Origin of the sequence: Pseudohongiella sp., assembly GCF_040877505.1 — a bacterium.
In the GTDB taxonomy this organism is placed as follows: domain Bacteria; phylum Pseudomonadota; class Gammaproteobacteria; order Pseudomonadales; family Pseudohongiellaceae; genus Pseudohongiella.
In genome coordinates this window covers 56,381-69,487 of the sequence record NZ_JBBDNQ010000028.1, presented here as the reverse complement: position 1 = coordinate 69,487, position 13,107 = coordinate 56,381, and the positions used below count along the sequence as shown (strand labels likewise).

The 13,107-nt window shown below is 55.8% G+C and carries 12 protein-coding genes; 6 read left to right on the top strand and 6 right to left on the bottom strand.

Going from position 1 to position 13,107, the window contains the following annotated elements:
* Positions 1-20 precede the first annotated feature (20 nt).
* From WD071_RS09965 to purU, 4 genes are all read right to left on the bottom strand, one after another.
* Positions 21-2,318 carry an ABC transporter permease subunit gene (locus WD071_RS09965; RefSeq protein WP_368048224.1) on the bottom strand — a complete coding sequence of 766 codons (2,298 nt, stop codon included), beginning with the start codon at positions 2,316-2,318 and terminating at the stop codon, positions 21-23.
* A 249-nt stretch (positions 2,319-2,567) separates the two neighbouring features.
* Positions 2,568-3,542: a PstS family phosphate ABC transporter substrate-binding protein gene (locus WD071_RS09960; protein WP_368048377.1), complete on the bottom strand. Its 975-nt coding sequence runs from the start codon at positions 3,540-3,542 to the stop codon at positions 2,568-2,570.
* 103 nt (positions 3,543-3,645) lie between these two features.
* The gene (locus WD071_RS09955) at positions 3,646-5,283 is read right to left on the bottom strand and encodes a Na/Pi cotransporter family protein (protein ID WP_368048223.1); all 1,638 of its coding nucleotides are present in this window, start codon (positions 5,281-5,283) and stop codon (positions 3,646-3,648) included.
* Between the two features lie 37 nt (positions 5,284-5,320).
* Complete coding sequence (gene purU, locus WD071_RS09950; protein ID WP_368048222.1) at positions 5,321-6,190, bottom strand: formyltetrahydrofolate deformylase; 870 nt, start codon at positions 6,188-6,190, stop codon at positions 5,321-5,323.
* A 179-nt stretch (positions 6,191-6,369) separates the two neighbouring features.
* Here purU and WD071_RS09945 point away from each other — a divergent pair, with 179 nt between their 5' ends.
* From WD071_RS09945 to WD071_RS09925, 5 genes are all read left to right on the top strand, one after another.
* Positions 6,370-7,410: a hypothetical protein gene (locus WD071_RS09945; RefSeq protein WP_368048221.1), complete on the top strand. Its 1,041-nt coding sequence runs from the start codon at positions 6,370-6,372 to the stop codon at positions 7,408-7,410.
* Between the two features lie 101 nt (positions 7,411-7,511).
* Positions 7,512-7,931, top strand: a complete 420-nt coding sequence (locus tag WD071_RS09940) for a hypothetical protein (RefSeq protein WP_368048220.1) — start codon at positions 7,512-7,514, stop codon at positions 7,929-7,931.
* Positions 7,932-7,961: 30 nt separating this feature from the next.
* On the top strand, positions 7,962-8,381 hold the full coding sequence (locus WD071_RS09935) for a VOC family protein (RefSeq protein ID WP_368048219.1): 420 nt from the start codon (positions 7,962-7,964) through the stop codon (positions 8,379-8,381).
* A 60-nt stretch (positions 8,382-8,441) separates the two neighbouring features.
* Complete coding sequence (locus WD071_RS09930; RefSeq protein WP_368048218.1) at positions 8,442-9,323, top strand: bifunctional 5,10-methylenetetrahydrofolate dehydrogenase/5,10-methenyltetrahydrofolate cyclohydrolase; 882 nt, start codon at positions 8,442-8,444, stop codon at positions 9,321-9,323.
* A 30-nt stretch (positions 9,324-9,353) separates the two neighbouring features.
* Complete coding sequence (locus WD071_RS09925) at positions 9,354-10,550, top strand: aromatic amino acid transaminase (protein ID WP_368048217.1); 1,197 nt, start codon at positions 9,354-9,356, stop codon at positions 10,548-10,550.
* A gap of 32 nt (positions 10,551-10,582) precedes the next feature.
* Here the strand turns inward: WD071_RS09925 and WD071_RS09920 are convergent, their stop codons facing one another.
* On the bottom strand, positions 10,583-11,020 hold the full coding sequence (locus tag WD071_RS09920; protein WP_368048216.1) for a universal stress protein: 438 nt from the start codon (positions 11,018-11,020) through the stop codon (positions 10,583-10,585).
* A gap of 209 nt (positions 11,021-11,229) precedes the next feature.
* Positions 11,230-12,309, bottom strand: coding sequence for a 3-deoxy-7-phosphoheptulonate synthase (locus WD071_RS09915; RefSeq protein WP_368048214.1), 1,080 nt, complete (start codon positions 12,307-12,309; stop codon positions 11,230-11,232).
* A gap of 231 nt (positions 12,310-12,540) precedes the next feature.
* Here WD071_RS09915 and yeiP point away from each other — a divergent pair, with 231 nt between their 5' ends.
* The gene (gene yeiP / locus WD071_RS09910) at positions 12,541-13,104 is read left to right on the top strand and encodes an elongation factor P-like protein YeiP (protein WP_368048213.1); all 564 of its coding nucleotides are present in this window, start codon (positions 12,541-12,543) and stop codon (positions 13,102-13,104) included.
* Positions 13,105-13,107: the final 3 nt, after the last annotated feature.

The window sequence follows — 13,107 nt, the reverse complement described above, 5'->3', positions numbered from 1 at the left end:
CTGTGGCTCTGAGAAGCCTGTTACAAATTACTGTAGCGTTGCCGCAATCGCTGCCGGATGATCTCGGCGATGGTATTAACAACAAAAGTCAGCGCCAGCAGCACCAGTGCGGCCAGGAACAATACCCTGAAGTGCGATGAGCCCACCGCCGTTTCCGGCAGTTCCACGGCGATGTTTGCCGACAGCGTGCGCATGCCCTCGAAGATATTGAAATTGACCACCGGACTGTTGCCGGTAGCCATCAACACAATCATGGTCTCACCCACAGCCCGACCAAAACCCATCATCACGGCAGAAAAAATGCCCGGACTTGCGGTGGGCAGGACCACGCCCATGACCGTCTGCCAACTGGTGGCACCCAGCGCCAGCGAGCCCTGAGTCAGGTGACGAGGCACAGTGAAAACCGCATCCTCAGCAATCGAAAAAATGGTGGGGATAACCGCAAAACCCATGGCAATACCCACAATCAGGGCGTTGCGCTGATCGTAGTTGATACCCACATTGGTGAACCACTGTCGCATGCTGCCATCAAAGAACCACACTTCCACCCAGGGGCTGGCCTGGATACAGATCGTGCCGAACACCAGAATAACCGGCACCAGCAGCGCGGCTTCCCAGCCATCGGATACGCGACTGCGCAAACCGCCCGCGAATCGGGTCCACAGATAGGCGAACAGCAGCATCAATAATGGCATCAATATGAAGAAGCTGAAGACTGCAGGCAGGTGGTCTTCGACGAAGGGTGCCAGCCACAAACCCGCCAGAAAACCAAGAATGACGGTCGGCAAGGCTTCCATGATCTCAATACTGGGTTTGACCACACCGCGCAGCTTGGGTGTCATGAAGTAGGCGGTATAGATGGCCCCGGCGATGGCCAGTGGCATGGCAAACAACATGGCATAAAATGCTGCTTTCAGCGTACCCACGGTCAACGGCATCAAGCTGAATTTGGACTCGAACTCATCCGAGCCCGAGGAGGACTGCCAGATGTATTCCGGATCAGCACGGCCTTCGTACCAGACCTTGTTCCACATGGCATCCCAGGACAGCTGCGGGTGCTCATTCCACAGATCGGCGCTGACCACATCCCCCTGCCCGTCCAGCCATAACAGGCCGGTATTGATCTGGGAAATGGCCACTTGCCGCAGGGGCTGTTCCGACACTGAATCCAGGAACAGGGTGCGCGCCGAAGTGCCATAGTGCACACCCAGCTGGCCTGAATCGTCGATGGCGACAAACCCTTTACGGGTATATTCGGGCGCGATTGCAGTGATGGCGGCACCATGGGAGTTGAACTGGCGCACTTCTTCCAGGCTGTATTCATTTTGTTCATCACGGACCAGGAACCACTGACTGAGGTCACCCTGTTCAGTACCAAAAATGATGGAAACAGCCCCCACCAGGAACTCGGCAGCCGTCACCCGGCTACCGCCACCAACATCAACGGACTGCACCAGCCGCGCCTGCGCCGGCGTGGTGATGTCGTAATAATGCACCAACCCTCGGTCATCAATGACAAACAGGTTGCGCAGGGACTTATCCAGCAACAGTTTTTCTGCCCGCCCGGGAAATCCGGGCAGCGTATTGACCGTGCGGTTGACCTGTACCGCGCCCGACAGCAAATTGGTCCGCGTGGTTATGTTAGCCAGCAACAGGCGACCGTCGTCAGTGATAGCGGCGACGGCGGTGCCGCCAGCGCCACGCTGCATATTCTCGACCGCGATCAGTCGCAGGGCGCTGCCTTGCTCATCTATCACAATTGGCGTCTCACCCAGCGGGAATTGCATTTGCGGGCTGATACTTCTGACATTGCCGGGAAAAGTGATATCAAAGGCGTGACGCGCGACAACGGCCTCACCGTTGCTGAAACCGAAAACCGTGGTATTGGAAATGGCTTCGGCCGCGCCGAAGCTGGTCACGCTGGCATCATCCGGAACCGGCATGGCAAAACGCTGGGTCTCGGCACCGGTATTGGCGTTGAAAAACACAGCCTCGCCGCGGTCCGTATACTGAATACCCAGCTCTTCGTACCGGTCAAGCAGCAATTGATAGGTGTTGGCGCCGGTATCCGGGATTTGGTAACTGTCCTGAGGGGTGACTGTTGCGCCGCGCAGAATAGGGGCGACTTCATAAAACAGGTAGATAAAAATGGTGGCCAACGCCATCACCACGCCATAACCCGCTGCGGTAATGCCCCAGCGCGACAGTTTGTCACGCCGCATACGCTTCTTGCGCAATGCCTGACGTCTGGTGTAGTCGGGCAACAGACTCTTGCTGCTTTTGCCCGGGGCAGGTAAATCTGGGGTGTTGTCGGTCATCGGCAAGCTCTGTCCTGGCTCTTTGTGAGGTGCTGATTTCAGGTTCTGATATCAGGCCGCTGATTTTAACCTTCCTGAGGCTGGATTCAAGCGTTAACGGCTGATTTCGGTGCGGAGCTTAACAGCCCAATATGACCGTTTTGTGACAAACCTGTCTTATTTCAAATTAAGGTCGACATCCTTGTCGTTCTATCTTCCCAGGGGAGAGACTGCAGACTAGATCATCTGCATGACATGATGATGACAGCCTCACTCAATCCCCAGTTCACCCAAAATACGCTCGGCCAGAGCCGCTGGCAAAGTGACAAAACCATCACGATTGACCACTTCCTGGCCCTGCTTGCTGTACAGCATCTTGACGAATTCACGAATCATCGGGTCAAGTTCGCGATTCGGATGTTTGTTGATGTAGACAAACAGATAGCGGGACAGCGGATAATCCCCTGATGCAGCATTTTCCGCCGTTGCTTCAAATACTTCGCCGCCATGGGTTGCCGACAGCGGCAAAGCGCGCACGCCGGAGGTTCGGTAGCCGATGCCGGAGTAACCAATACCGTTGGTCGACTCGGTGACCCCCTGTACCACAGATGATGAACCGGGCTGCTCATTGATACTGGGCTTGAAGTCACCGCCACACAGGGCGTTATCTTTGAAGAAGCCATAGGTGCCGGATACCGCGTTGCGGCTGTACAGAGCAAAATCGCGGTTCTGCCAGTCGCCGGTCAGGCCGAGCTGGCCCCAGCGCGTGACATCCTGATCGAAGCCACAACGGCGGGTGGCCGAGAATATGGCATCAACCTGCGGCAGGCTGAGGCTTTCAATGGGGTTGTCACGGTTGACGTAGACCGCCAGCATGTCCACTGCCACCGGCAGTTCGGTGGGTGGGTAACCAAAACGTTCTTCGAACGCCTGAATCTCGGACTGTCGCATGCCACGGCTCATCGGGGCCAGCATGGCAGTGCCTTCAGTCAGCGCGGGCGGCGCAGTCGAGGAACCGGCACCCTGAATCTGCACATTGACGTTCGGGTAAAATTTGTTGAACTCTTCCGCCCACAGCGTCATCAGGTTATTGAGGGTGTCAGAACCGATACTGGACAGGTTGCCGGACACACCGGATGCTCGTTCGTAGTCAGGCAGATTCGGATCAACATCCGCTGCCACTTGAGCAGACAGCGATACGGTACCGGCTACCGCTACAGCAGCAAAAATTTGTTTGAATCTCAACATCAGTTCGATCTCCTTCAGGGCAACAAAAGTGAATCAGTTATCACATGCGCCACTATAATGATCTTGTATGACAGATATATGACAATCATGTAATACAGGCTCAGTATGAGTCGACTGCGGCACTCACCACCTCAGCACCGTCCGGCTGCCTCAGCTCCGTCAGCCGAATAGCGATGCGGGTTGTCCGCTCCGCCACCCGCAATATCATGCGCAGACTGTCGATTGCCGGATTCAGGCCTTGCACCGGCACCTGGCCGCGAACACTGGCATCAAGCAGTTCGGTTTTTAGTTCACGCCAGGTCACGCGCAGTGCCTGGTAGGCATTGTCGACCTCTTCCACGCTGAAATCCGGTCGCTGTGGGTCGCACAGAGCCACTTGATTCAACACCGCTTTACGATAGGCCAGGATATTCTCACGCACCGCCGTCTGCAGCAGAGACTCAACATCGGAATCAGTTTCGGCGCTGGCCTGCGCGTGTGCCACCGCCTCATCTATGTAATTGGCAATGCGCAGAATCATGGGCAACTGCACGGCCACATGACTGCCAAAGCGGTCTCTCTCCAGATCAGTCACCGATTTTTCAACATAGCGCACCAACTGTCGCAGTCCGTCATGCTGCGCCTGCAGGCCGGGCTCTGGGGCACCCTCGCTGTTCATCGCCGCAACTGCATGAGCACGGGATAGTTCTGCCATGCGCTTGAGTTCAAGAAAAAATGCATCCATGGCCAGCGATGGCGAAGCAAGGATATTACTGTCCAGGTATTGCGGGCGACCCAGCATCTCCGAGACCCCCACAAAGCGGTTTTCCAGCCAGGTGCTGACGCGTTTCATGACTGGAATCAGGAGCAACACACCGGCCACGTTAAACGTGGTATGAAAAAAAGCCAGACCGAGCGCTGGGCTGGATTGCATAATGTCACTGTTGGCAGCCAGCCAGATCACAGCGGGTAACATCGCGATGCCCACAACCGCATTAAAACCATTGATCATGACGTGGCCCGTTGCCACCCGCTTGGCATTGGGCGTGGCGCCGATTACCGCCAACGCCGATGTAGACGTGGTGCCTACGGTGGCCCCAATCACTGCGGCAGCAGCAGCCGGAAAACTGATCAGGCCGCCTGTCAGAGCAGTCAGGGTTATGGCAATGGCGGCACTGGATGACTGTGTCAGCAGCGTCATCACAAACCCCACCAGGACGAACACAACAGCGCCGACAAAACCTTCAGGCGACAGGCTGGCCAGATCCATGGTTTGCGCAAAGCCTTCAAACGCCCCACGCAGAAAATCAATGCCGATAAAAAACAGGCCAAATCCAGCGATGGCCTCGCCCAGAGCACCAAGACGCCGCGATGGTCCCACCAGGCGTAAAAGCATGCCGACACCAATCAGCGGCAGCGCAAACGCGGTTATGCTGAACTGGAAACCGACCACGGCCACCAGCCAACCCGTCATTGTTGTGCCAATGGTGGCACCAAGCACAACGCCCAGAGCCTGATGAATACCAAGCAATCCGGCGTTGGCGAAGCCGATGGTAGCCACTGTCACGGCACTGGAGGATTGCACCAGACTGGTCAGGAAAGCGCCTGACCCAATGCCGCGCCAGAGTGTTGCTGTCGAGCGCCCGAGAATATTGCGCAGGGCGCCACCGGCAGCCAGTTTGAGGCCATCTGTGATCATCGACACGGACAACAGGAACAAACCCAGCCCACCGGCCAGTGTACCAAGCGCAATCAACATCTACCCTCTCCTTGAGGACCTCCGGGACAACGGCCGATTACTTGAACACCACGGTTTTATTGCCATTGATAATAATGCGATGCTCGCAATGCCATTTCAGGGCACGGGCAAACGCCGCGCATTCGGCATCCCGACCAATCTGCATCAACTCATCAATATCAAAATTGTGATCAATGCGTTCAACTGCCTGTTCAATAATAGGTCCTTCATCGAGCTCGGTAGTGACGTAGTGGGCTGTCGCCCCGATAATTTTGACGCCACGCATGTAAGCCTGGCGGTAGGGGTTGGCGCCCTTAAAGCCGGGAAGGAAAGAGTGATGTATGTTGATGGCACGACCGGCCATCACCTCGCACATGCGCGGCGACAGGATCTGCATATAGCGCGCCAGCGCCAGCACATCCACCTGTTTGCTGGTGACGATATCGAGCATGGCCTCTTCCTGCGCGACTTTAGTATCTGGCGTCAATGGCAGGTAAAAATAGTCCAGGCCATACCATTCGGTTATACCGCGCATATCCTCGTGATTGGAGACCACGCCTATCACATCCGCTGGCAGAGCGCCGCTGCTCCAGCGATGCAGAATATCGTTCAGACAATGTCCGTGCCGCGATACCGCAAGCAAAAGTTTCGGGCGTTTACGCAGATCAAAAAAACTCCACTGCATGTCAAACTGCCTGGCAACAGCAGCAAAGTCCTCATCAAGTTTTTCGGTGGCAGGCAAGTGAGCTTCCACCTCCTCAAACTCCACCCGCATGAAGAACCGGTCAATGACCGGGTCACGATGCTGGGCCGCCTCACTGATCGTCGCCCCGCGCTGAAACAGAAAATCACTGACCGCACGCACAATACCGTTGGCTTCGGGACAGGATACTGTCAAAACATATTTGCTTCTGTTATCTGCTTCCATAAATAGATTTTTTATCCAAAGTAACTAAGTCGCTGATTTACCAGACTGGGATAATAGCATTTTTACCCGCGGGATTGATCGTGCCCCCCGATCAGGGGGTGCCCGCCACCACACTAATAACCTAGGCTATCACTGTCCGATGACCCTCAACGACACATGATAGATATGGAGCAATTGTAATGGCCAATTTTAAAAACACGCTGCGGCAGATCCTGGCGCCCTGCATGTTAGCAACCCTGATGATCGGCAACGGTGCAGTACACGCGCAATCAGCATCAATCCCGGCATCGCTGGAAGGAACCTACTCGTTGACCTTTGGATCAGCTCAGAGCGGCTCTCCCCTGGAAAACGGCACCACCGTAGACATGGTTATCGCTGCCGGCGGCACCGTCTGCATCGCGGACCTGGTGTTAAGCAGCCCGACGGTCTCCGGCGCTGAGGCGACCTGGAGTGTGCCCGCTCTGGATGTGCAATTGGCAATATCCGACGTCGAATCCGGCAGTTTTAACGAGGCCAATGTACTGTCTGCATCAGGTACTTTCCTGGGTCAGTTCACTGGCGACAAAGTCAGCAACTCCACCAGTTGCGCATTGCTCGGCGGCACGCCTCCGGACATGAGCCAGGTCAGTAATCTGGTCGCCAAGGCCGAAGAACTGTATGCAGACCTGTTTCCCAGCACGGCTGTGAACACTGCGTTCAGCATCCTGGACGGCTATATTTACCGCTACTACGACAGCACCGGAATCTACATTGGCATCAAGGACAATACTGTCTATGTCCTGGGCGGAGAATTTGGTGACGGCGCGCCGGTGACCATTGGTACCATTGCCAACACACTGGCCGAACTGACCGGTCAGCCTGTTGATCCGATCGAAGAGCCGGTCGTTGAAGTGCCCGAAGGTGACTATAACCTGACGATTTCCGGCACGGTTTCTACCAGCGGCGTCAGCACACCGTTCACCTTTACCATTGACAGCATACCGGCGCCGGGTAATGCCGAAATCAGTACGCTGGAAGACGATGTCAAAGAGGCACTGGCAGACGCTGACGGCGTCGACACCAGCACCTTCGGCGACATTGAGGTCAGTGAAGTCAGTGTCACTGACGACCGGGTCTTTTACCGCGCACAGTTTACGGCGACAACCACTACTCAGACCCAGATCGGGCCGATTACCAGCAACGTGGCCTACAACCTGACGTTTGAGTACCTGAAGAAATAATGCTTCAACGATAAGCCCCAGGCTTGAAGTGTTGGACGAGGTTGCTGTCTTTGGGGCAGCAACCTCTTTTTTTATCAGCAGGCGCGCGCTATGCTGTTGCCATGACCAAATACATACACCATTCTGTTTTAAGTCTTGCCCTGGCCTGCGCCGCCGTGCTGGCTGCCAGCAGCACCCTGGCGCAGGATCTCACGGGTCGCTGGCAAGGCACACTGGTCGCCGCACAATACGACCCCATCGATGTGATATTCAATCTGCACAAAGCAGACAACGGTGACTCTCACACCGGCACACTGGACATCCCCGGTCAGTTCCGCACCGGCCTGCCTGTCGACAGTGTCAACATCAAGGACAAACAGGTCACCATTCGGCTGAGCAGCATCCAGGTTGAATACTATGGCAGCCTGGTGTTGGCCGACGACGGGACGGTGACGGCGATGGAAGGCGACTGGAACCAGTCCGGCGAATATGTCCCTCTGCGCCTGGATATCAGCCCCACAGAACAGGACACACCGCAGTAAACCGCGAAACCAGACCCCCGGGAGAACACAATGAAATATCTGCACACCATGGTGCGCGTGAGCGACCTTGATGCGTCTCTGGACTTCTACTGCAACAAACTCGGCCTCAGGGAGCTGAGCCGGCGCGACAGCGAGCAGGGGCGCTTCACGCTGGTTTTTCTGGCCGCCGAAGGCGATGAAAACGCCCAGATTGAGCTCACCTGGAACTGGGACCCGGAAGCGTACGGTGAAGGCCGCAACTTCGGCCACCTGGCCTATCGCGTCGATAATATCTATGACCTGTGCGCTTCTCTCCAAAGCAAGGGTGTCACCATCAACCGGCCCCCGCGCGATGGCCGTATGGCGTTTATCCGCTCGCCGGACAACATCTCGATAGAGTTGCTGCAGGCGGGCGACCCTCTGCCGGCACAGGAACCCTGGCTGAGCATGCCCAATACCGGCAAATGGTAGCTTGAGCCACCGCCAGCGCTCGTTTATGATTGCCTCCTTTACGCAACAGGGGCTTCCATCATGCAATTACTCGACGGCAAAAAAACAGCAGAAACGATCAAGGCGGAGATAGCCGCGCAAGTCGAGCAGCTGCGTGCCGCTGGCGGAAAAATCCCGCATCTGGCTGCCGTACTGGTGGGCAGTGATGGCGCCAGCGAAACCTACGTCAACAACAAAGTGCTGGCATGTGAGCGGGTGGGTTTCAAATCGACCCTCGTGCGCCTGGACAGTGACGTCAGCGAGCAGGCTCTGCTTGCCGAAATCGACAAACTCAACCGCGATGATGACATTGATGGTTTTATTGTCCAGCTGCCCCTGCCTGCTCATATCAACGAAACCCGCGTCACACTGGCGATAGACCCGGCCAAGGATGTCGACGGTTTTTGTCCGGAGAATGTCGGCCGTCTGTGCCTGGGATTGCCAACGTTCATTTCGGCAACACCCAATGGCATCATGGAGCTGCTGCGTCATCACAATATTGCAACCGAAGGCAAACACTGCGTGGTTGTCGGTCGCAGCAATATCGTCGGCACCCCCATGTCGTTGCTGATGTCGCGCAATACCAACCCGGGAAACAGCACAGTCACCATCGTGCACAGCCGCAGCAAGGATATGGCGGCCATATGTCGCAGTGCAGACATACTGATCGTTGCTATTGGCAAGGCCGAATTCGTTGGCGCCGACATGGTCAAAGACGGCGCTGTGGTCATCGATGTCGGCATTACCCGCCTGCCCGATGCCAGCAAAACATCCGGCTACCGGCTGGCAGGTGACGTCGATTTTGCTGCCGTCAAGGACAAGTGCAGCTGGATCACCCCGGTACCGGGCGGCGTCGGGCCGATGACAATTGTATCGCTGCTGCAAAATACCCTGAAAGCACAGACACTGCGCAAGCACTTCTAACCCAGCCAACACCTGAACAGGAACATTCGCATGTTTGAACGCCTGAACCCGTTGTCCGCCGACCCCATCCTGGGCCTGATGGCTGCGCACCGTACTGACCCCAATCCCCGTAAAATCGATCTGGGTGTGGGTGTTTATAAAGATGAGCAAGGTAATACAGCGGTGATGCGGGCAGTGAAAGCGGCGGAAGCCAGACTGCTGCAGAATCAGACGACTAAAACCTACGTGTCACCCGCAGGGTCGGCGGCCTTCAACGAACGGGTTGCCGACCTGGTGCTGGGCACTACTCTGCGCCACACGCTGGGTGATCGCCGCACAACTTTTCAAACCCCTGGCGGATGCGGCGGCCTGCGATTGGCCGCAGAGTTTATCCAGAAAGTAAAACCGGGCAGCAAAATTCTGGTCAGCGATCCGACCTGGGCAAATCACATTCCACTGCTGGGTGAAGCCGGTCTGCAAATCGAGACCTACCCCTACTACGATCACAACAATCACGGCATCCGCTTTGATGCCATGATGGAACAGATCAGCACGGCAGGTGCCGGCGACCTGGTGCTGCTGCACGGCTGCTGCCACAACCCTTGTGGCGCCGACCTGAATCAGGCGCAGTGGCAAGCCGTAGCAGAGCTGGCACAACGCAAGGGGTTCACGCCGTTTATTGACCTCGCGTATCAGGGACTGGGCGACGGTCTGGCTGACGACAGCTTTGGCGTACGCCTGTTGGCAGAAACCCTGCCGGAACTGATCGTGGTGAGCTCGTGCTCCAAGAACTTCGGTCTTTACCGCGAACGCACCGGTTCCCTGACGGTGATTGCCGACAGCAGCAATGCCGCCCGGGCAGCCACCAGCCAGATCTCTGCTACCGCACGCGGCATTTATTCCATGCCGCCTGACCATGGCGCCAGTGTGGTTGCCGAGATTCTTGCCGATACAGAACTGAATCAGGATTGGGAGCTGGAATTAACCGAGGTGCGAGAACGCATCAACAACCTGCGCTCAGCCCTGGTCGTTGAACTGAACAAACAGGGCCTTGATCGCGACTTCAGTTTCATTGAGCAGGAAAAAGGCATGTTCTCTTTCCTGGGATTGAGCGCGGGTCAGGTACATACCCTGATCAACGATTACAGTATTTACCTGGTGGACTCCAGCCGCATCAATATTGCTGGCATCAACAGCAGCAACATCGAGTATCTGGCTCAAAGTATCGCTGCCGTCCTGAAGAGTTGAGACCTCAGGAAACTGTCGACCTAATGAAACTGTTATACCCGGACAGTCAGGACATCGCAATGAATGCCGTGCAATACGGCATTGGCGGTGGAACCCAGCACGGCACGCACCGGGTTGTGGCCATGACTGCCAATGACCAGCAGATCAGTCCCGAGCTCTTCACACAGCTTCTTGATTTCAGAGGCCGGTTTGCCGCGCAGGAAATGTACCTGGGATGCTGGCACTGATGGGGTCACTGCCGCCATTTTTGCCCGCATTTTACTGGCAACCTGCTCCTGGTGTTCTTTCTGGACTTTTTCGAAGTCAGCCATGTTCAACTCGAATGAGTAGCTGCCCAGCAGAGGTTCGAACACCATCACCACGTCCAGCTGTGCGTTGCTGTCGCCAGCGATCGCCAGTGCCTTGGTGATAATCCTGTCTGACTCATCAGAGCCATCAACCGCGACCAGAATCTTTTTGTAATCCGTCATATCCCGACTCTCCAATTAACAAAAAACTGCCCAATTAACAAAAAACTGCTTGCTGCCTTTATAGTGAAATCATCATAGTGAAATACTAGCGAGCGGGCAATGACCGGACCCGTAACACCTGACCAAGTGACTGTCGCTTGATACAGATCAACAATTCATCCCTCATGCGCCACCCGTATGGGCGGACGGCCCCGGCATCACCTGCCCGGTCAGCCGCGTTTTCGGGCGGGCAGAATCGAACGCAAACGGGTTGCCGTGTCACGCAATGCCGCCTCGGTCGCTGCCCAGTCCAGGCAGGCATCTGTTATGGAAACGCCGTAACGGATCTCCTCAAGATCATCCGGAATCGGCTGATTGCCCGCGTTGATATTACTTTCCAGCATGACGCCGATTATGGACCGATTGCCGCCTTCAATCTGCGCGGTAACGTCCTGCAGAACGTCCAGTTGTCGTTCATACTGCTTGCTTGAGTTGCCGTGACTGCAATCGATCATGATATTCTCGGTGATCGCGGCCTTGCGCAGGTCTTCCTCACAAGCGGCCACGTACCTGGCCTCGTAATTCGGCTCTTTACCGCCGCGCAGAATGACATGGCAATGCGGATTGCCCGAGGTGCGAAACGCAGCAACCCTGCCTTCTTCGGTAACACTGATAAACGTGTTGATCGCTGATGCCGAGCGAATGGCATTGACCGCTACCGACAAACCGCCGTCAACATTATTCTTGAAACCGATGGCCGACGAGATGCCACTGGCCAGCTTGCGATGCGTTGGTGACTCTGTGGTCCTGGCGCCTATTGCAGTCCAGCTCACCAGATCCTGCAGATACTGTGGCGATATCAGATCAAGTGCTTCAACGGCGATGGGCAACCCCAGTTCGTTGATATCCAGCATCAGCTGTCGGCCGATGCGCAAACCATGCTCTATCCGGTGACTGCCATCCAGATACGGGTCGTAGATCAACCCTTCCCAGCCCACGGTGGTTCGCGGTTTCTCGAAATACACGCGCATCACAATCAGCAAGGTATCCTTTAATTCATCTGCCAGCGGTTTCAGCAGGCGCGCATAGTCCATCGCCACCTCAGTGTCATGAATCGAACATGGCCCGACCACCACAATCAGACGATCATCTTCGCCATCAAGAATACCCTTGACGCCGCGGTGCCCCGCCAACACGGTATCAAGTGCCCTGCCGGCAAGCGGCATCTCCTGTTTCAACTGCGCCGGCGTGGGCAGCTCCTCGGCTGAAATAATATGAAAATTATCAATTTCGTGTTTTGTTTTTGGCATCTTTACTTACTCTTGTCGCTGCTCTTGTTACTGCTCTGCAAACTGTTCATGCTGCCACCTGTTTATACCTTTATTCCGTCGGCAGCGAAAGCTGTGCGTGACCACTGTCCACCTGCCACAGGCCGGGTGCGCGCGGTGTCAGCAAACCGAATATTTACAGGTTGCCGGGGATACAGTACATTTCGTTTCCGGCGCGGACAGTATGCGCCTGATCTTGAGGAAAACGTCGTCATGAAAGCAAATGAACTGAAACGCGGCATGATTGTTGATATTGACGGCGTACCGCACCTGATACGCCAGCTTGAGGCCAAAAGCCCGTCCTCGCGCGGGGGCGTCACCATGTACAAAGTGCGTTACACCAACCTTAAAACCCAGCAAAAACTGGACGAAGCCTACAAAGGCGACGATGTTGTAAAAATCGCTGACTGCAGCCGCATGAACGTACAGTACTCCTACCGCGAAGACGATATGCTGTACTTCATGAGCACCGAGGACTACAGTCAGTACGGTATCAACGCGGAGCAGGTTGAGGATGACATTCCCTATATCACCGACCAGCTTGACGGCATTACCGCACTGATCATGGACGGCAATCTGCTGGGCATAGAGTTGCCTCAGACCGTGGTCATGGAAGTGCTCAGCACCCCGCCTGGTGGCGGCAGCGCTTCGGCAACTGCACGGCCCAAACCGGCCACACTGAGCACCGGTCTTGAAATTCAGGTGCCGGAATACCTCACCACCGGTGAGATGATCAAGGTCAGCACCGTTACCGGAAAATTTGTATCCCGTGCCTGACAC

Excerpts from the sequence above, each read along its gene's own strand:
- WD071_RS09965 (WP_368048224.1), bottom strand. The coding sequence starts at position 2,318 with ATGACCGACAACACCCCAGATTTACCTGCCCCGGGCAAAAGCAGCAAG.
- WD071_RS09955 (WP_368048223.1), bottom strand. The coding sequence starts at position 5,283 with ATGTTGATTGCGCTTGGTACACTGGCCGGTGGGCTGGGTTTGTTCCTG.
- purU (WP_368048222.1), bottom strand. The coding sequence starts at position 6,190 with ATGGAAGCAGATAACAGAAGCAAATATGTTTTGACAGTATCCTGTCCC.
- WD071_RS09945 (WP_368048221.1), top strand. The coding sequence starts at position 6,370 with ATGGCCAATTTTAAAAACACGCTGCGGCAGATCCTGGCGCCCTGCATG.
- WD071_RS09940 (WP_368048220.1), top strand. The coding sequence starts at position 7,512 with ATGACCAAATACATACACCATTCTGTTTTAAGTCTTGCCCTGGCCTGC.
- WD071_RS09935 (WP_368048219.1), top strand. The coding sequence starts at position 7,962 with ATGAAATATCTGCACACCATGGTGCGCGTGAGCGACCTTGATGCGTCT.
- WD071_RS09930 (WP_368048218.1), top strand. The coding sequence starts at position 8,442 with ATGCAATTACTCGACGGCAAAAAAACAGCAGAAACGATCAAGGCGGAG.
- WD071_RS09925 (WP_368048217.1), top strand. The coding sequence starts at position 9,354 with ATGTTTGAACGCCTGAACCCGTTGTCCGCCGACCCCATCCTGGGCCTG.
- WD071_RS09920 (WP_368048216.1), bottom strand. The coding sequence starts at position 11,020 with ATGACGGATTACAAAAAGATTCTGGTCGCGGTTGATGGCTCTGATGAG.
- WD071_RS09915 (WP_368048214.1), bottom strand. The coding sequence starts at position 12,309 with ATGCCAAAAACAAAACACGAAATTGATAATTTTCATATTATTTCAGCC.
- yeiP (WP_368048213.1), top strand. The coding sequence starts at position 12,541 with ATGAAAGCAAATGAACTGAAACGCGGCATGATTGTTGATATTGACGGC.